The following is a 17,893-nucleotide window of genomic DNA, read 5'->3' as shown; positions in this document are numbered from 1 at the left end:
GTACGATAAACGGCAGGGTGACCTGCCGTTTTTTATGTCTGCTATTCAGCAATACCGAGACGTGTAAGAAAACCCTGCAAACCTTCGCGGGCGAGCAACGTGCGTAAACGTTCCTGTTCAGCAGTCGTCATGTTTTCCAGCGAGTCGATGATTTGCGGAAGCAGGCTCGCTGAGGTCGCCACGACATACGGGGAGGGACTTTCCGCCAGCTGGTATACGGCGCGTCGGTTACGAATGGCAGGAAGGCTGATGATATGCTCTTTTACGTGAGCATCAATACAGACCACCCTTGCTCTTCCACCCTTTACACCGTTAATGCCCTCTGTTTTCCAGCCTTTTTGTCGTATCCAGCGATTAACGGTTTGTCGGGCTACGCCCAGACTGTCCGCCAGCTCTTCCGTGGTCATTTTGCTGCGTAATCTTTTCATATCAGCTCTGTTCGCGAATCCCTAAACGTTGCAATAATCCGGTAATCCCTTCCCGCAGTAACAGAGAGGTTAACTGCTTTTGCTCATCCGGCGTCATTTCATTCGCCAGCGTCAGAAGCAGGGCATGAAGCGAACCGTCGTGGTAAGCATTTTCCGGCATGTCCGGCGTCTCTGTTGCCCGGCGCGCGCTGCGAATAAAGTCGCGCACCTTATCATTGACGTGTACCAGACGCGCCTTGCCGCCCTGAACGCCTGGCTTTGGCGAAGTAATCCAACCCTCTTTACGTACCCATTTATTGATGGTCTGTCGGCTATAGCCAGTCAGCAAGGCTAACTCTTCTGGCGTCATTCGTTCCTTGATCATGCAATTTCCTGAATATCTGTGGGGTTAATTTAGTGGTTCATTTTATAGCACCGTTTTACGTGAAAACGTGACAGGCTTAACTCCTGACTGCGAGCAGGCTCGCAAAGTGGTTTATTTGCATGATTTTTCGGCGATTGAAAGGCAGAGACTGAATTTGCCGTTGACACTCTGCGGCGGAATTCATATTATGCCGCCCGTCAACATGACAGCTTTACTATGGGGCTATAGCTCAGCTGGGAGAGCGCCTGCATGGCATGCAGGAGGTCAGCGGTTCGATCCCGCTTAGCTCCACCAAACTCTGAACCCAACAGAGTGCGGTCGGTAAAGTAACATGTGGGGCTATAGCTCAGCTGGGAGAGCGCTTGCATGGCATGCAAGAGGTCAGCGGTTCGATCCCGCTTAGCTCCACCAAAATTTAAACCCTCGTCGCAAGACGGGGGTTTTTTTATATGTTGTAAAATATTTTTACGGGTTTTGTTGCCGATTACGTCGTTTTCTATACCTCACCTCAATCCAAATCAATAAACATGTCCATAATTAGACTTGAACTTGATTCGTGCAATTAATAAACCTATTATCCATGCGGTCAATAAGACGATGGTAAAATAGATTTTCTTAATTAATGAATAGAAAAATATACAATAATGTAAAGATATTTATCATTGCCCTGGCGCTATGCCTGTTTGTGATACCCCTTTCCCGTTATGTTTCTCCGCGCGCCATTGTAAACGAAAATGATGTTTATTTAGCATGGTTGCCGCTGAGCGCCATGCTCGCCATCGTGCTGTTATTCGGGCGACGGGCAGTCATTCCGCTGCTGTTTGGTTTTAGTTTTACTAACATATATAATTTTGATTTAGCACCGCTACAATCTGCCGCGCTATTATTTTGTCAGACGTTCGCGGTTTTTGCGGCATGCGGCGTAATCCGCCTGCTGCTGGGCAAGCGCTGGCGGTACAGCATGCCAAATAAGTCTGTTGGTATTCATATATTCTGGCTCGGTTTTATGGTACCTGTCGGTATCAAATTATCAATGTATCTGGCTGGCTATTTATTTGATTTTCCGGTGACAATCTCCTCTTATTTCGGCGAAGGCTCCGCAATTTATAATGTTATCGATATTCAGAGCCTGATTTGCGCCGCGCTGATTTTTACCATGATGTTCTATTATCCATTAAGAATGATTATTAATCCCCGTTATGCCCGCACGTTCTGGCGACGCAGCGTTAAGCCTCTGTTCGCAGACAGAAAAGCCGTATTTACAGTAGTGTGGCTAATGCTTTTAGTCTCCCTCATTGCAATTTTGTGCGCGCCTTTTGAATCGCAGATTATAGCAGGCTATTTGATGCCTTTAGTTTTCATTCTTTTTACGCTTGGTATTGGTCGCCTGAGCTATGCTCCCATCTCGCTGCTGTGGGCAGCGTCGGCGCTTATGCTATTGACCTATAATTATAATTTCCTCAACGGCGTTGAGTCGGGTCACTCGCTCTCCTTTATCCTGTCCGTTCTGATCTCATTCGCCATCTGCCTGCTTTTTATGTCGCGGATTTACCAGAAAAGCGAGTGGCTAAAGCAGGGCTGGCAGGACAGGGCACTTACCGATCCGCTCACCGGTTTGCCCAACGTCCGCGCGCTGGAAGCGTTCCTGCAAACACATCCAGAAGCCAGGGTGTGTTGTCTGCGCCTGGATAACCTCGAGTTCCTGAGCCGCTACTACGGCATTCTTATGCGCGTGCACTGTAAAAAGATGATTGCCACGTCGCTGCAACCGCTTTTGCAAAAAGACGAGAAGCTCTTCCATTTGCCTGGAAGCGAGCTGGTTCTGGTATTGCTGGGGCCGGGCACCGCCGAGCGGCTGCAATACATGGTTGACCATCTGAACAGCCGTAAGATTATCTGGAACAAGACGGAGCTGGACATTGAGTTTGGCGCATCCTGGGGAGAAGTGCCGGATGGTGAAAGCCTGCACCACACGCTGGGACAGCTGAGCTGGCTCTCCGAGCAGTCTTGTGCGGGGCATAATGTGCTGGCGTTAACGAACAGTCTGGACGATGTCTCCGGACAGACAACGGACAGGGTGCTGATGCTGGCCCGTATCAAACGCGCCCTGGATATCGGCGGGATTCACCTGTACGCCCAGCCCATTCAGAACGCGCGCGGGGAAGGCTACTTCGAAATTCTTTCTCGCCTGGAAAGTGAGGGCGAGATCGTCACCCCGGATCGTTTTATTCCGCTGATTGCGCAGTTTAACCTGAGCCACCGGTTCGACCTCAACGTGGTGGAAAAGCTGCTGGTCTGGCTGCGCGATCACCCGTCCAGCGAGGCCGGAACGCGTTTTTCCGTTAATCTGATGCCGCTGACGTTAATGCAAAATGAGAGTGCAGCAGAGATTATCGCGCTTTTTGAACGCTATGCCGTCGCGCCGCAGGATATCGTTATCGAGATAACGGAGGAGCAGGCGTTTTCCGACTCGGGCAGCAGCATGAAGAATATCCAGCAGCTGCGGGATTACGGCTTTCGTATCGCCATTGATGACTTTGGTACCGGATATGCCAATTTTGAGCGCCTGAAGCGGCTGGAGGCCGATATCATCAAGATTGATGGCTGCTTTGTGAAAGATATCTGTACCGACAGCATGGATGCGATGATCGTGCAGTCCATTTGCAATCTGGCAAAAACAAAATCCCTTTGCGTGGTGGCTGAATATGTAGAGTCGCCGGAACAGCGTGAGGCGCTGCTGGGCCTTGGCGTGGATTACATGCAGGGGTACTTAATCGGCAAGCCTGTGCCGCTCACGGCGCTGGAGACATAAAAAACCGGGAGCGAAAGCTCCCGGTTTTCGTTAAGCGGTCAGTATTACAGAACCAGAGCTGCAATAGAGGCAGACAGTACGCTCACCAGCGTTGAACCGTAAACCAGCTTCAGGCCGAAGCGAGAAACCACGTTACCTTGCTCTTCGTTCAGGCCTTTAATCGCGCCAGCGATGATACCGATAGAAGAGAAGTTCGCGAAGGAGACCAGGAACACGGACAGGATACCTTCCGCACGTGGAGACAGCGTGCTGGCAATCTTCTGGAGATCCATCATCGCCACGAATTCATTGGAAACCAGCTTGGTTGCCATGATACTTCCCACCTGCAGCGCCTCGTGCGCCGGCACGCCCATTACCCAGGCAACCGGATAGAAGATGTAGCCCAGGATACCCTGGAAGGAGATCCCCAGAACGGCCGCAAACAGGGCGTTCAGCGCTGCGATCAGGGCGATGAAGCCAATCAGCATCGCGGCAACGATAATCGCGACCTTGAAACCAGCCAGAATGTATTCACCCAGCATTTCGAAGAAGCTCTGTCCTTCATGCAGGTTGGACATCTGGATGTTCTCTTCGCTGGCGTCCACGCGGTATGGGTTGATGATCGACAGAACGATAAAGGTGCTGAACATGTTCAGAACCAGCGCCGCAACCACGTATTTTGGCTCCAGCATGGTCATATACGCGCCCACGATAGACATGGAAACGGTAGACATTGCGGTCGCCGCCATGGTGTACATGCGGTTGCGGGACATCTTGCCGAGGATATCTTTATACGCGATAAAGTTTTCAGACTGGCCCAGGATCAGCGAGCTGACGGCGTTGAACGATTCCAGCTTGCCCATGCCGTTGACTTTGGACAACAGGAAACCAATCGCACGGATAACCACGGGCAGAACGCGGATGTGCTGCAGGATCCCGATCAGGGCGGAGATGAAGACGATAGGGCAGAGAACCTTCAGGAAGAAGAAGGCCAGACCCTGATCGTTCATGCTGCCAAAGACGAAGTTTGTCCCTTCGTTGGCAAATCCGAGCAGTTTTTCGAACATTTCGGAGAAGCCTTTCACGAAGCCGAGGCCTACGTTGGAGTTCAGGAAGAACCACGCAAGTAAAACTTCAATGACCAGCAGCTGGACAACATAGCGAATACGAATTTTTTTGCGGTCTGTGCTGACCAGCAGTGCAAGTGCAGTAACGACAACGAGTGCCAGGACAAAATGAAGGACGCGGTCCATATTTGCTCCAAATATGAGGCAGGTTTAATTTCCGTGCACATTCTATGTAACAAGCACAAAGAAAACGAGATCAAGGCCACACTATAGTTACATCCTGTGACGAGTCTCAAAAATAGTGATCAACAATACATTTTTGTTATGTTAGGTAAATGAGTGAAAAGTTAAGTTTGTGTGCTACGCTTCACAAATGTTCGTGCATTATCACATTCTGTGATATCGCTCCACCTGCCTGTCTATCGTTCCCGGCTATCAGAGAAATCATGTTAACCACTTTAAATGATCTTGATAATCATTCTCATTTTGATAGCATAAAACATAGCAAAGGCTATATTTCCAGAGGCAGAAATGACTAACAGTCGCGTAGAGCGTAGCAGCGGCAGGGCGGCACGCAAGTTGCGGTTCGCATTAATGGGACCTGCATTCATTGCCGCTATTGGCTACATCGATCCGGGTAATTTTGCGACCAATATTCAGGCCGGAGCCAGTTTCGGCTATAAGCTGCTGTGGGTGGTGGTGTGGGCTAATCTGATGGCAATGCTGATTCAGATGCTCTCGGCCAAACTCGGCATTGCCACCGGAAAAAACCTGGCGGAGCAAATCCGCGACCACTATCCGCGACCGGCGGTATGGTTTTACTGGGTTCAGGCGGAAATTATCGCCATGGCCACCGATCTCGCCGAGTTTATCGGGGCGGCGATCGGGTTCAAGCTCATCCTCGGCGTCTCCCTGCTGCAGGGGGCTGTGCTGACGGGTATCGCCACGTTTCTTATACTGATGCTTCAGCGGCGGGGACAAAAACCGCTGGAGAAAGTTATTGGCGGCCTGCTGCTGTTTGTCGCTGCCGCCTATATCGTTGAGCTGGTATTCTCTCAGCCGAACCTGGCGCAGCTGACGAAGGGAATGGTAATCCCTTCGCTACCTACGTCCGAAGCCGTATTTCTGGCGGCCGGGGTGCTGGGGGCAACCATCATGCCGCACGTTATTTATCTCCACTCTTCCCTGACCCAGAACCTGCATGGGGGGACGAGTAAGGAGCGTTACTCCGCGTCGAAATGGGACGTGGCTATCGCGATGACCATCGCCGGATTTGTGAATCTGGCAATGATGGCGACCGCCGCTGCCGCCTTCCACTTTAACGGACATACCGGTGTTGCCGATCTCGATCAGGCCTATCTGACGCTGGAGCCGTTGCTGAGCCATGCCGCTGCCACAATTTTTGGCTTGAGCCTCGTTGCCGCCGGTCTCTCTTCGACGGTTGTAGGCACGCTGGCAGGCCAGGTGGTTATGCAGGGTTTTGTCCGTTTCCATATTCCGCTGTGGGTGCGTCGCTCGGTAACTATGCTGCCTTCTTTTATTGTCATTCTGATGGGGCTGGATCCAACCCGCATTCTGGTGATGAGCCAGGTATTGCTGAGTTTCGGAATTGCGCTTGCGCTGGTGCCGCTGCTGATCTTTACCAGTGACAAAACGCTGATGGGCGAGCTGGTCAATACGGCGCTGGTGAAACGCACCGGATGGGCCATCGTGCTGGTGGTCGTGGCGCTAAACCTGTGGCTGCTGGTCGGCACAATCGCAGGGCTATAAAAAAAGGAGCCGCAAGGCTCCTTTCAAAATTAATGATGATGGCCGTGTCCGCGGCCTCTCCCGTGACCCCTGCCGCCGTGGCGGTCATCGCGGTCGCGCCAGCCTTCACGGTAGCCGCGTTCATAGGCTTTGCGTTTATCCCAGCCGCGGTGATAGCCGTTGTCGTGTTTCCACCAGCGGTTTTTACGCCATTCATAATGACGATGCCAGTAGTCACGGTCGCGCCAGTAGCCACCGTCCCAGTATCTGCCGTAGTCATCACGATCGCCAATTTGTAATTTTACGGATGGCAACAGGGTGATTTCGCCCGCAGTGGCGACCAGCGGGGCCGAAGCCAGTAATACCGCTGCAAGAATCAGTGACCTGAACATACTTTTCTCCTTCACGATCGGGGCCGTTGTCCGGCCTGTTAACGCAATATTAAGGGGTGGTAAAGTCCCTTATCATCGCCTCAACTCCGAAATCACAGGTGAGAGCACTTTTTGCTAAAGATGATTTTATGTTGTGCTACCGAGTATGTTGTCGATCGCGATTAGCTCGTCCGCAGAGAAATGCAAATTCCCCAGCATGCCGACCGCATCATCGATTTGTGCGGTCTTACTTGCACCAATCAGCACTGAGGTAACGGCTTCATGGCGCAGTACCCACGCCAGGGCCATCTGCGACAGCTTCTGCCCGCGGCTTTCGGCCAGAGCGTTAAGCTGTTGTACCTTTTCCCGTTTCTCTTCGGTTATCTGCTCTGGGTTAAGAAACTTACTGCCGCTGGCTGCGCGGGAATCTGCGGGTATCCCGTGGAGATAGCGATCGGTCAGCTGTCCGCCCGCCAGGGGAGAGAAGGGAATACACCCCACCCCTTTCTGCTGCAACACCTGGAGCAAACCCGCTTCCGGAGCGCGTTCGAACATGGAGTACTTCGGCTGGTGGATAAGACAGGGCGTGCCCAGATCCTCCAGTATTTCAATCGCCTGTCGCGCCAGCTCTGCCGGGTAGTTGGACAGGCCGATGTACAGCGCTTTGCCCTGGCGCACCAGATGGTCAAGCGCTTTCATCGTTTCACCGAGCGGCGTTTCCGGATCGGGACGGTGGTGATAGAAAATATCCACATACTCGAGTCCCATGCGTTTGAGGCTCTGATCCAGGCTGGAGATCAGATATTTACGCGAACCCCAGTCGCCGTAGGGCCCGTCCCACATGGTGTAGCCCGCTTTGGTGGAGACGATCAGCTCATCGCGCCAGGGCAGGAAATCCTCCTGCAGGATGCGCCCGAAGTTGCGTTCGGCTGAGCCGGGAGGCGGGCCGTAGTTATTGGCAAGGTCAAAATGCGTAATACCCAAATCAAAGGCGCGCTGTAAAAGTTGACGGCTGTTTTCGAGTAGCGTCGTGTCGCCAAAATTATGCCAGAGGCCCAGCGAGATGGCGGGTAGCCTGAGTCCGCTCTGCCCGCAGCGGCGGTACTGCATTGTCTGGTAACGATTTTTGTCAGGCTGATAGCCCATAGTCATGTCCTCTGGCGAAGATAAGAAAAGTCAGTGTATGCGTTTACACAAACCTGAAGAAAATGAGAATAGCCGAGCTTTTTTCGTAAAGCATTCTTTCCATAACCTGTTTGTCGCCAATTCTGGACACGCTTCACGCTTATTTAATACTCAGAGGGAGGTCAACGTCAGAAGGACACCTGTATATGCGTACCCCATATTGCGTCGCCGATTACCTGCTGGACCGTCTTACAGATTGTGGTGCCGATCATCTGTTTGGCGTGCCGGGCGACTATAACCTGCAGTTTCTCGACCATGTGATAGACAGCCCGGACATCTGCTGGGTGGGCTGTGCCAACGAGCTGAACGCGTCTTATGCCGCGGACGGCTATGCCCGCTGCAAGGGCTTTGCCGCGCTCCTGACGACATTCGGCGTAGGGGAATTAAGCGCCATGAACGGGGTGGCGGGCAGTTTTGCTGAACACGTTCCTGTGCTCCATATTGTGGGGGCACCGGGCATGGCGTCCCAGCAGCGCGGTGAGTTACTGCACCATACGCTTGGCGATGGTGAGTTCCGCCACTTCTACCACATGAGCGAGCCGATTACGGTTGCGCAGGCGGTGCTGACGGAACAAAACGCCTGCTATGAAATTGACCGGGTGCTCACCACCATGCTGAGGGAGCGTCGTCCGGGCTACCTGATGCTGCCTGCCGATGTTGCCAAAAAAGCCGCCACTCCGCCTGTAAGCGCTCTCACGATGGACCCCGCTCCGGCCGATGCTGCCTGCCTGCAGGCATTCCGTGAAGCTGCCGAAAAGCGCCTGTCCATGAGTAAGCGCACGGCGCTGCTGGCGGATTTCCTGGTGCTCCGCCATGGGCTGCGGGCTGCCCTTCAGAAATGGGTCAACGAGGTGCCGATGGCGCACGCGACCATGCTTATGGGCAAGGGGATCTTTGACGAACGACAGAGCGGTTTCTACGGCACCTATAGCGGCTCGGCCAGTGCCGATTCGGTCAAGATGGCGATTGAGGGGGCCGATACGGTGCTGTGCATTGGTACGCGCTTTACCGATACGCTCACTGCAGGGTTTACCCACCAGCTGACTTCCGCCCAGACGATAGAGGTTCAGCCCCATGCTGCTCGCGTGGGTGACGTCTGGTTTACGGGGATCCCGATGCGCCAGGCCATTGAAACGCTCACGGCGCTGTGCAAAGCGCACGTTAGCGATATGCGAGCGCCATCGGATCCCAGCGGCTATTCCTTCCCGACCGTCGAAGGCTCGCTCACCCAGGAGAGCTTCTGGCGCACGCTGCAGACGTTTATTCGCCCCGGCGACATCATTCTGGCCGATCAGGGCACGTCCGCTTTTGGCGCTATCGATCTGCGGCTACCGGCAGACGTGAACTTTATCGTCCAGCCGCTCTGGGGATCGATTGGCTACACGCTGGCAGCGGCCTTTGGCGCGCAAACGGCGTGCCCGGACCGACGCGTAATCGTCCTGACGGGGGACGGCGCCGCGCAGCTGACCATTCAGGAGCTGGGGTCCATGTTACGCGACAAGCAGCGCCCGATTATTCTGGTACTGAACAACGAAGGCTACACGGTTGAAAGGGCCATCCACGGGCCAGAGCAGCGGTATAACGATATCGCCCTCTGGAACTGGACGCAGATCCCGCAGGCGCTGAGCCTGGCGCCCGAGGCCGAGTGCTGGCGCGTCAGCGAAGCGGAGGAGCTGGCGGAGGTGCTGGATAAAGTGGCGCACCATGAGCGGCTTTCGCTGATAGAAGTAATGCTGCCGAAAGCCGATATCCCACCGCTGCTGAGCGCGCTTACGAAAGCGCTGGAGGCGCGTAATAACGCCTGATTATCCGTCGTTTCGCCATCCCATCATTATCGGTTTGCCCGCCAGCAGGAGCCAGGCGGGCAACATCACGATGCAGAGCAGCGGCAGAAGCGTGGTATCCGGAACGACCACGGCCGCCATAAACAGGCTCAGCCAGGCATCGCGCGTCACCACCAGTACCAGCCCCAGGATGGAGCAGGAGACGGTAATCGCCGCAGGAACAGCGTCAACATGCTCATGCAGCATAAGCCCCAGCGCGACGCCAACAAACACCGCCGGGAAGATACGCCCCCCGCGGAAGCCGCACGCCGCGGCCACCACCAGCGCCGCCAGCTTCACCAGCGCAAACAGCAGATAATCCGAAACGCTGAAGACCTGGCTGAACGCCAGCTGCTGCATCTCGTCCAGGCCCTTGAACAGGGTTACCGACCCGCCGATCGCGCCTAATGCGCCCAGAATAAAGCCACCCGTGCCCAGAATCAGCACCGGATGCTTCAGCCTGTGCATCAGCCGATGCAGGCGCGGAAGGCACCACACCGCGACCATTCCCAGCGCGATCGCTATCGCAACGACGACGGCACCGCTGAGAATATCGGCTATTTGCATCTGGCCGTAGTGGGGGATAGGGAGGGAAAAGTGGGGATTGAAAAACAGGCTGGTGGTAAGTGCCCCCGCCGCCGCCGCCATCAGCGGCGCAAAAAGTTTATCCCACAGCGGCACGTCCTGATTACTGCTGAGGGTTTGAGAAAAGATGAGCGCAGCCGCGACGGGGGTGCCGAACAGCGCTCCGATGGTCCCGGCGGAGGCGAGGATCGTCCAGTCCAGCGCGCCGACGCGCGGGAAGAGACGCGCTCCCAGAAAAACCGCCAGCGCGATGTTAACCGCCATAATGGGATGCTCGGGGCCGAGGCTGACGCCACCCGCAAGGCCGAGAATCAGCGCGATAATGAGCCCCGGCAACGCAGAGGGAGCGATTGGCTCGCCAATCAACGGCTCCAGTGCCGGATCGGGACCGGCATGACCCGGGCTGTAGCGGATAACCAGACCCACGGCTATCCCGGTCAGGGTCAGCATCATCACGATCCATCCCGGCGAGTCAATGCTGATGCCCAGTTTTACCGGAAGCGCTGTCCATAATATCGTTTGCAGCACCGACGCCACTTTCATGACGACAATGAGCACCAGGCTCGACGCTACGCCAATAATCAGCGCCGGGATAGCCAATAACAGCATGGTTCTGGCTCGCGGATGGAGCATGATGATTTCCTTGTACAAAACGGCTTAACGTTACTTTGCACAATCAGCATTGTGGCAATAGTGCAAAAGGTGCTGAAACGGTAAAGTTATTATGTGACGAAGATCGATAATCCATGGGCAGTCACCTTCTGGTCGTTGTTGTTATCACGCCTTGAATTTACAGTGTCCCAAAGATTTATTCTGACTTTAGCGGAGCAGTAGAAGAATGACAAAGTATGCTTTGGTAGGTGATGTGGGCGGCACCAACGCGCGCCTTGCCCTGTGCGATGTGAATAGCGGTGAAATTTCCCGGGCGAAAACCTATTCAGGGCTGGATTACCCAAGCCTGGAAGCGGTGGTTCGCGTCTATCTGGAAGAGCATCACGTTAACGTGGAAGACGGCTGTATCGCCATTGCCTGCCCGATCACCGGCGACTGGGTGGCGATGACCAACCACACGTGGGCATTCTCCATTGCCGAAATGCAGAAAAACCTCGGTTTCTCTCACCTTGAAATTATTAACGACTTCACCGCGGTCTCCATGGCTATTCCGATGCTTAAGCCCGAGCATCTGATCCAGTTCGGCGGCACTACACCGGTGGAAGGCAAGCCGATTGCCGTTTATGGCGCTGGCACGGGCCTCGGGGTAGCGCACCTGGTCCACGTCGACAAGCGCTGGGTGAGCCTGCCGGGCGAGGGCGGTCACGTGGATTTTGCGCCGAACAGCGAAGAAGAGGGGATCATTCTTGAGGAGCTGCGCGCGGAGATTGGCCACGTGTCGGCCGAGCGCGTGCTGTCCGGGCCGGGGCTGGTGAACCTGTATCGCGCAATTGTGAAATCAGACGGCCGTCTGCCGGAAAATCTGCGGCCGAAAGATGTAACCGAGCGCGCGCTGGCAGACAGCTGTATCGACTGCCGACGTGCGCTGTCGCTGTTCTGCGTAATCATGGGACGCTTCGGCGGCAACCTGGCGCTGAATCTCGGCACCTTTGGCGGCGTCTATATTGCGGGCGGGATTGTGCCGCGCTTCCTCGACTTCTTTACCGCCTCCGGTTTCCGCGGCGGCTTCGAAGACAAAGGACGCTTTAAAAGCTACGTGCAGGACATCCCCGTTTACCTGATTGTCCACGATAATCCAGGCCTGCTTGGCGCCGGTGCGCATCTGCGTCAGGTGCTCGGTCAGATCCTCTGACAACCGCCTCCCTCTCCTGCGGGAGAGGGAACATTCTACAGGTGCATTAGCTGGCGGAACGCTTTAACCCTGCTGCGGCTTACCGGCACCTGAAAATCCAGATCCTTAAGCCGCAAAATGTAGGTGTTATTAAACCAGGGTTCGATTTCGCGGATCTTGTTCAGGTTCACGCAGAACGAACGGTGGCAGCGGAAGAAGTGGGCGGCCGGCAGTTTGTTGCAGAATTCGGTAATGTTCATTGCCATCACGTAGGATTCACGCCGCGTATAAACAAACGTCATTTTTTCATGCGCTTCGGCATAGTAAATATCGTCGATCGGCGTGACGATAATCCGCTCGTCCTTCACCAGATTAATGGTGTCGTTTTCCCGCGCTGCCGGGCTGTTGCCTGCGGGCTGCGCCTGCTGCTGCCATGCCGCCTCCAGCTTATGCAGCATGCTGATAATCCGCGACTCCTGGTACGGCTTGAGAATGTAGTCAAACGCCTCCAGCTCAAAGGCCTCCACCGCATGCTCTTTCCAGGCAGTGACAAACACGATAAACGGCTTGTGGGCGAACTGGTTGATATTTTGCGCCAGCAGGACGCCGTCCAGCGAGGGAATATTGATATCGAGAAAAATGGCGTCGACCCGGTTATGCTGCAAAAATTTCAGCACGTCCAGACCGTCGTCAAAGCAGCCGACAATCTCCATCTGGCTGTGGGTTTTAATCAGCCAGCTCAGCTCCTGTTGAGCCAGAAATTCATCTTCTACGATGATTACTTTCATGCGTTACTCCGGCTTACGGCAACAAGGATATGGGGGCATGAACGGGGGTTCGTTCATTTGGAACATAAAAGGCGATTTCGGTGCCCGGCTCAAGGCGGTGAATGTGCAGCCCGTCGCCGAACAGTAGCTTGACCCGGTGATGCACGTTCAGCAGCCCAATTTTATTGCCCGGCATTTCGTTAGATTCAACGCGCTCAATCACTTTTGGATCAATGCCGTGTCCGGTATCGCGGACGGCAATACGCACGCGGTTGCCGCTTTCCGTCACGCTAATCGTTACCACGCCCTTGCCTTTACACGGCTGAATGCCGTGAACAATGGCGTTTTCCACCAGCGGCTGGATCAGCAGGCTTGGGATCACGCAGTTGACCTCTTCATCAATATCGTAAATGACGGTGAGCTTATCGCCAAAGCGCGCCTGCTCAATGGCGATGTAATCCTTGATTTGGTATAGCTCTTTTTTGATGTCGATCTGCTCGTCGTCTTTCAGCTCAATGTTGTAGCGCAGATAGCGTGACAGATTGAAAATCAGCTGGCGTGCGGTGTCCGGATTAAGACGGATGGAGGAGGAGATAGCATTCAGGGCGTTAAACAGGAAATGGGGATTGATTTTACTTTGCAGCGCACGCAGCTCTGCCTTATTTGCCATCTCCCGCAGCTGCTCGGCGCGGGAAACCTCAAGCTGGGTAGAGATGATCTGCGACAGGCCAATCGCCATCTCCTGAAGCGAGGAGGTAATTTGGTGCGCATGGCAGTAGTAAATTTTCAGCGTCCCCGTCACTACGCCCTTTTCCCACAGGGGGATCACCAGCATCGAGTGGATCTCTGGCGTTCGGTGGGCTTCATCATTGTTTTTAATGATGATTTTACCGTAGTTAATCGCCTGTCTGGTGGTGGGGCTGATGGTGTCGTCATTGTCGCGATAGTTATGTTCACCCACGCCCACGTAAGCCAGCACGTGATTGATATTGGTGATGGCAACCGCATCGGCGTGAATATCCCGACGGATGATCTCGCACACCTGGCGCAACGATTCGGCGTTAACGTGACGGAAAAGCGGCAGCGTTTTGTTGGCAATATCCAGCGCCAGCTTGGCCTGACGTGCGGCGCTGGCCTCCTTTTCCCCTTCCACGCTCTGCACCAGCAGCACGATAAAACCGATACAGACGCTGCCGAGGATCATCGGAATGCCGATCTTCGAGACGATATCCAGCCCCAGCGCAACGGTTGGTGCCCAGGCGACAACCAGAATCATGGTCAGCGTTTCGCAGATCATCCCGGCGATAATCCCCGCCCGCCAGTGCTGTTTTTTCGGGAATTTGCGGTTAATCCAGCCGGAGAGCACCCCGGCGATAATGCTGGTGATAAAACAGGGGATTGCCGTCACGCCGCCAATATCAATCAGGTAACGATGGGTACCGGCGATAATGCCCGTAATAATCCCGACCCAGGGGCCAAAGAGGATCCCGCCTGACATCACGGCGATGATGCGCACGTTGACCAGCGAGCCTTCTACCGGCACGCCGGACCAGGTACTGAACAGGGCAAGCAGCGAAAAGATGAACGTGACGGCCAGGAGCTCTTTTGGTGAGTGGGCAGATTTATGCAAAAGCTCGCGGAACAGGCGAATGCGTATGAGAAAAAACAGACAGATCAGCATTAACGCCGCGCGGTCAAACACCGCCAGGAGCATATTGAAGATTTCGTGCACGGTCAGGCCTGGGAATACGGGAAAAAGCTATGATAAAAAACCTCGCGTCCGATCGCCAGTTATCCGTCAGATTTATCAAATGAGGAAAAACCATAATTCTCAAAGGGGATTGTTCGCTTTTGACTGAAAGACGCTGCGTTTCCGTTTGTCGGAAAATGCCAGGTAAAGATACTGATAACAACCTGTTAAATCGTAGCGGTAAAAACTGGCCGCTCGCGATAATGGTTCCGCTTTTCACTGCGATGTGATTCCCGTTTTAGTGCAAAATGTTTTTTTGTCGATTGCCCCTCGACAGCATCTTTTTCTTCAGGTTATTTTCTAGGCATGCCACGCTGGTGGCAGCGTCGCTCGGACGGTCCGGGCGCTAACGTGACTCTGAGGAACCTATGGCTGAATTCAGTCCTGAACGCCGTTTTACGCGTATCGATCGTCTCCCCCCTTATGTTTTTAACATCACTGCTGAACTGAAAATGGCTGCGCGTCGGCGCGGCGAAGACATTATTGATTTCAGCATGGGTAATCCTGACGGCCCTACGCCTCCCCACATTGTGGAAAAACTCTGCACGGTTGCCCAGCGTCCTGATACGCACGGCTATTCGACGTCGCGGGGTATTCCCCGGTTGCGCCGGGCGATCTCACGCTGGTATCAGGATCGCTATCAGGTCGATATCGATCCCGAAAGTGAAGCGATCGTGACCATCGGCTCGAAAGAGGGGCTGGCGCACCTGATGCTGGCGACCCTCGATCATGGCGATACCGTACTGGTGCCAAACCCGAGCTACCCGATTCATATTTACGGTGCGGTGATTGCCGGCGCGCAGGTTCGTTCGGTACCGCTGGTGGAAGGCGTCGACTTCTTTAACGAGCTGGAACGTGCCATTCGCGAAAGCTACCCGAAGCCGAAGATGATGATCCTCGGCTTCCCGTCAAACCCAACGGCGCAGTGTGTCGAACTGGAATTCTTTGAGAAAGTGGTGGCCCTGGCGAAGCGTTACGACGTGCTGGTGGTACACGATCTGGCCTACGCCGATATCGTCTATGACGGCTGGACAGCCCCGTCAATTATGCAGGTGCCCGGCGCCCGTGACGTGGCGGTTGAGTTCTTTACGCTGTCGAAAAGTTACAACATGGCGGGCTGGCGTATAGGTTTTATGGTCGGGAACAAGACGCTGGTGAGCGCCCTGGCGCGGATTAAAAGTTACCACGACTATGGCACCTTTACGCCGCTGCAGGTCGCGGCCATCGCGGCGCTGGAGGGCGATCAGCAGTGCGTGCACGACATCGCCGCCCAGTACAAGCGCCGCCGTGACGTGCTGGTCAAAGGGCTTCATGAAGCCGGCTGGATGGTGGAAATGCCAAAAGCGTCGATGTACGTCTGGGCGAAAATTCCCGAGCCGTATGCGGCGATGGGCTCGCTGGAATTTGCTAAAAAATTGCTTCAGGATGCAAAGGTGTGCGTCTCGCCGGGCATCGGCTTTGGTGACTACGGCGATACGCACGTTCGGTTTGCGCTTATCGAAAACAGCGACCGTATTCGTCAGGCCGTGCGGGGAATAAAAAGCATGTTCCGTGCCGACGGCCTGCTTGCGACGAAGAGCGTGGCGGAACAACCGGAATCGTAACCGACAAAAAAAACAGGCGCCGCTGGCGCCTGTTTTTTTGACTGCATTTTCTTAACTAGATCATCAGAGCAAACGTCCCGGCCCAAACTAAAACAATAACCGAAATGCCCATAAAAAAATATTTCACGTTTCATCGCTCCGCGTATCTACCGGTACGCATTAAAAAAACAGAGTCCAACTGAGTATAGAGAGTTGAAATCGCGCGCAGGGGTAAATAAGAATTATCCCGTTACGCCGCTAACTTCAGCTCAGAATTCTGTGCTTTCCTGTCGCCAGACGGCGCTAATGTACGCCTAAATTTCAGGGGTGACAAGAGTCATTTTTTTAAATAATTTCCTATACTTACAGGTGTCGTGGAACGGCGACAGTTTGATTTCATCACGCAATAAAAGTGTATTGAGCGACGGCTCGAATAAGCCGTCACGCAATGTGATTACAGGTGATTGAAAAGGTTAGTTTCTTAGCGAAACTAACCTTCAGAAAGGCTTAGACGTAGAGGGAGGCTTCGCCCAGAGGGCGGGTTTTAAAGCGGCGGTGCATCCACAGATACTGCTCAGGCGCGCGCATAATCTCGAACTCAATCACCTTGTTGATAAAGGAGGCAGCTTCGCCTTCGTTTTCAGGATAGTCGGCCATTTCAGGAGAGATGTGCAGGCGGTAGCCTGATTTATCCGCTTTCCTGACCATGGTCACCGTTAACATCGCGGCGCCTGAAAGACGTGAAATCACAAAGGTACCGTTCGTCGTGGCGACATTTTTCACCGCAAAGAAGGGGGCAAAGCTGCTGCCTTTAGGACCGTAGTCCTGGTCCGGTGCAAACCAGACGGCTTCGCCTTTCTTCAGGGCACCGACCATGCCGCGCAGGTTGTTTCGGCTGATCATGGCTTTATTCGAACGCATGCGTCCGCGCGTTTGTACCCACTCCATCAGCGCGCTGTTATGCGGACGATAGGTAGCCATCATCGGCTGGCAAAGGCCCATAACGCGGCCACCCAGCTCAAGGGACATAAAATGCACGCCGACAACCATCACGCCGCGGTTTTGCAGCTGGGCGCGCTTCAGGTTATCCAGACCTTCAACGTCAAACCATTTACGCACGCGCTCGTCCGACCAGAACCAGGCCATGCCGGTTTCGAGCAGCGCCATACCGATAGATTTAAAGTTTTCAGCAATCAGCTTTTCACGCTGCTGCGCGTTGTAATGCGGAAAGCAGAGTTCGAGATTTTTACGGGCAATGGATTCGCGACGCTTCAGGAAATGGCGCGATGCGCTACCCAGCTTCGAGCCCAGGAAACGAATCACGGGGTAGGGAAGTTGCACCAGCAGCCAAAGCACGCCAAGACCGAACCATGTAAACCAGTAGCGCGGGTGCAGAAACGCCCGCTGAAATTTGGATTGAGACAAAATAGTGGAACCTTTGTAAAGCCTGTGAAGGTAGCGCAGACTTCGCGATACCACGTGCCATTAAGACCGTAGGACGAGGTCATGGTTGCAGGCTTTACCGTTCTTTACGACGTTGCCTGGCCATTGCTGACTTGGGTGGGCGGCATAATGTAGCACCGTTATACGATATGAGCTATCACTCCTTTTTGTTTAAAAAAGCGACAATTGCGGAGTGGGTTGATT

15 protein-coding genes and 2 tRNA genes are annotated in these 17,893 nt (G+C 54.2%); 7 read left to right on the top strand and 10 right to left on the bottom strand.

Annotated features, from left to right (window positions below; all coding sequences use genetic code 11):
- Window positions 1-41: 41 nt before the first annotated feature.
- The gene (locus tag OWK27_RS06050) at window positions 42-428 is read right to left on the bottom strand and encodes a YfeC-like transcriptional regulator (protein WP_267590025.1); all 387 of its coding nucleotides are present in this window, start codon (window positions 426-428) and stop codon (window positions 42-44) included.
- Between the two features lies 1 nt (window position 429).
- The gene (locus OWK27_RS06045; RefSeq protein WP_148419988.1) at window positions 430-792 is read right to left on the bottom strand and encodes a YfeC-like transcriptional regulator; all 363 of its coding nucleotides are present in this window, start codon (window positions 790-792) and stop codon (window positions 430-432) included.
- Window positions 793-1,010: 218 nt separating this feature from the next.
- Here OWK27_RS06045 and OWK27_RS06040 point away from each other — a divergent pair.
- From OWK27_RS06040 to OWK27_RS06030, 3 genes are all read left to right on the top strand, one after another.
- Window positions 1,011-1,086: transfer RNA gene (locus tag OWK27_RS06040), tRNA-Ala, on the top strand.
- 41 nt (window positions 1,087-1,127) lie between these two features.
- Window positions 1,128-1,203 (top strand) — tRNA-Ala (locus OWK27_RS06035).
- Window positions 1,204-1,414: 211 nt separating this feature from the next.
- Complete coding sequence (locus OWK27_RS06030) at window positions 1,415-3,604, top strand: EAL domain-containing protein (protein WP_267590024.1); 2,190 nt, start codon at window positions 1,415-1,417, stop codon at window positions 3,602-3,604.
- Between the two features lie 44 nt (window positions 3,605-3,648).
- Here the strand turns inward: OWK27_RS06030 and nupC are convergent, their stop codons facing one another.
- The gene (gene nupC / locus OWK27_RS06025; protein WP_148419986.1) at window positions 3,649-4,836 is read right to left on the bottom strand and encodes a nucleoside permease NupC; all 1,188 of its coding nucleotides are present in this window, start codon (window positions 4,834-4,836) and stop codon (window positions 3,649-3,651) included.
- Between the two features lie 345 nt (window positions 4,837-5,181).
- Here nupC and OWK27_RS06020 point away from each other — a divergent pair, with 345 nt between their 5' ends.
- Window positions 5,182-6,420, top strand: coding sequence for an Nramp family divalent metal transporter (locus OWK27_RS06020; protein ID WP_148419985.1), 1,239 nt, complete (start codon window positions 5,182-5,184; stop codon window positions 6,418-6,420).
- Window positions 6,421-6,449: 29 nt separating this feature from the next.
- Here OWK27_RS06020 and OWK27_RS06015 read toward each other — a convergent pair whose 3' ends face one another.
- On the bottom strand, window positions 6,450-6,791 hold the full coding sequence (locus tag OWK27_RS06015) for a DUF2502 domain-containing protein (RefSeq protein WP_193354521.1): 342 nt from the start codon (window positions 6,789-6,791) through the stop codon (window positions 6,450-6,452).
- Window positions 6,792-6,917: 126 nt separating this feature from the next.
- The gene (mgrA, locus tag OWK27_RS06010; protein WP_267590023.1) at window positions 6,918-7,916 is read right to left on the bottom strand and encodes an L-glyceraldehyde 3-phosphate reductase; all 999 of its coding nucleotides are present in this window, start codon (window positions 7,914-7,916) and stop codon (window positions 6,918-6,920) included.
- A gap of 185 nt (window positions 7,917-8,101) precedes the next feature.
- Here mgrA and ipdC point away from each other — a divergent pair, with 185 nt between their 5' ends.
- On the top strand, window positions 8,102-9,760 hold the full coding sequence (gene ipdC, locus OWK27_RS06005; RefSeq protein ID WP_267590022.1) for an indolepyruvate decarboxylase: 1,659 nt from the start codon (window positions 8,102-8,104) through the stop codon (window positions 9,758-9,760).
- On the opposite strand, the gene OWK27_RS06000 is transcribed toward ipdC, so the two are convergent.
- A complete protein-coding gene (locus OWK27_RS06000) occupies window positions 9,761-10,996 on the bottom strand; it encodes an ion channel protein (protein WP_267590021.1) in 1,236 nt (411 codons plus the stop codon).
- A 205-nt stretch (window positions 10,997-11,201) separates the two neighbouring features.
- Here OWK27_RS06000 and glk point away from each other — a divergent pair, with 205 nt between their 5' ends.
- Entirely contained in the window at window positions 11,202-12,167 is a 966-nt protein-coding gene (gene glk / locus OWK27_RS05995; RefSeq protein ID WP_267590020.1) for a glucokinase, read from the top strand.
- Between the two features lie 35 nt (window positions 12,168-12,202).
- Here glk and OWK27_RS05990 read toward each other — a convergent pair whose 3' ends face one another.
- Window positions 12,203-12,934 (bottom strand): LytR/AlgR family response regulator transcription factor, encoded by a 732-nt coding sequence (locus tag OWK27_RS05990; RefSeq protein WP_242171857.1) that lies wholly within the window; start codon window positions 12,932-12,934, stop codon window positions 12,203-12,205.
- A 13-nt stretch (window positions 12,935-12,947) separates the two neighbouring features.
- Window positions 12,948-14,645: a sensor histidine kinase gene (locus OWK27_RS05985; RefSeq protein WP_148419978.1), complete on the bottom strand. Its 1,698-nt coding sequence runs from the start codon at window positions 14,643-14,645 to the stop codon at window positions 12,948-12,950.
- A 386-nt stretch (window positions 14,646-15,031) separates the two neighbouring features.
- On the opposite strand from OWK27_RS05985, the gene alaC reads away from it, so the two are divergent.
- Entirely contained in the window at window positions 15,032-16,267 is a 1,236-nt protein-coding gene (gene alaC, locus OWK27_RS05980; protein ID WP_176609817.1) for an alanine transaminase, read from the top strand.
- A gap of 55 nt (window positions 16,268-16,322) precedes the next feature.
- Here the strand turns inward: alaC and ypdK are convergent, their stop codons facing one another.
- Both ypdK and lpxP read right to left on the bottom strand, forming a co-directional pair.
- Complete coding sequence (gene ypdK / locus OWK27_RS05975) at window positions 16,323-16,394, bottom strand: membrane protein YpdK (protein WP_099458937.1); 72 nt, start codon at window positions 16,392-16,394, stop codon at window positions 16,323-16,325.
- Between the two features lie 359 nt (window positions 16,395-16,753).
- On the bottom strand, window positions 16,754-17,674 hold the full coding sequence (lpxP, locus tag OWK27_RS05970; protein ID WP_176611187.1) for a kdo(2)-lipid IV(A) palmitoleoyltransferase: 921 nt from the start codon (window positions 17,672-17,674) through the stop codon (window positions 16,754-16,756).
- Window positions 17,675-17,893: the final 219 nt, after the last annotated feature.

The organism is Enterobacter cloacae complex sp. 2022EL-00788 (genome assembly GCF_026627565.1).
Classification (GTDB): Bacteria; Pseudomonadota; Gammaproteobacteria; order Enterobacterales; family Enterobacteriaceae; genus Enterobacter; species Enterobacter pasteurii.
The sequence above is the reverse complement of the archived record's forward strand: the minus strand, read 5'-3'. Positions and strand labels throughout refer to the sequence as shown.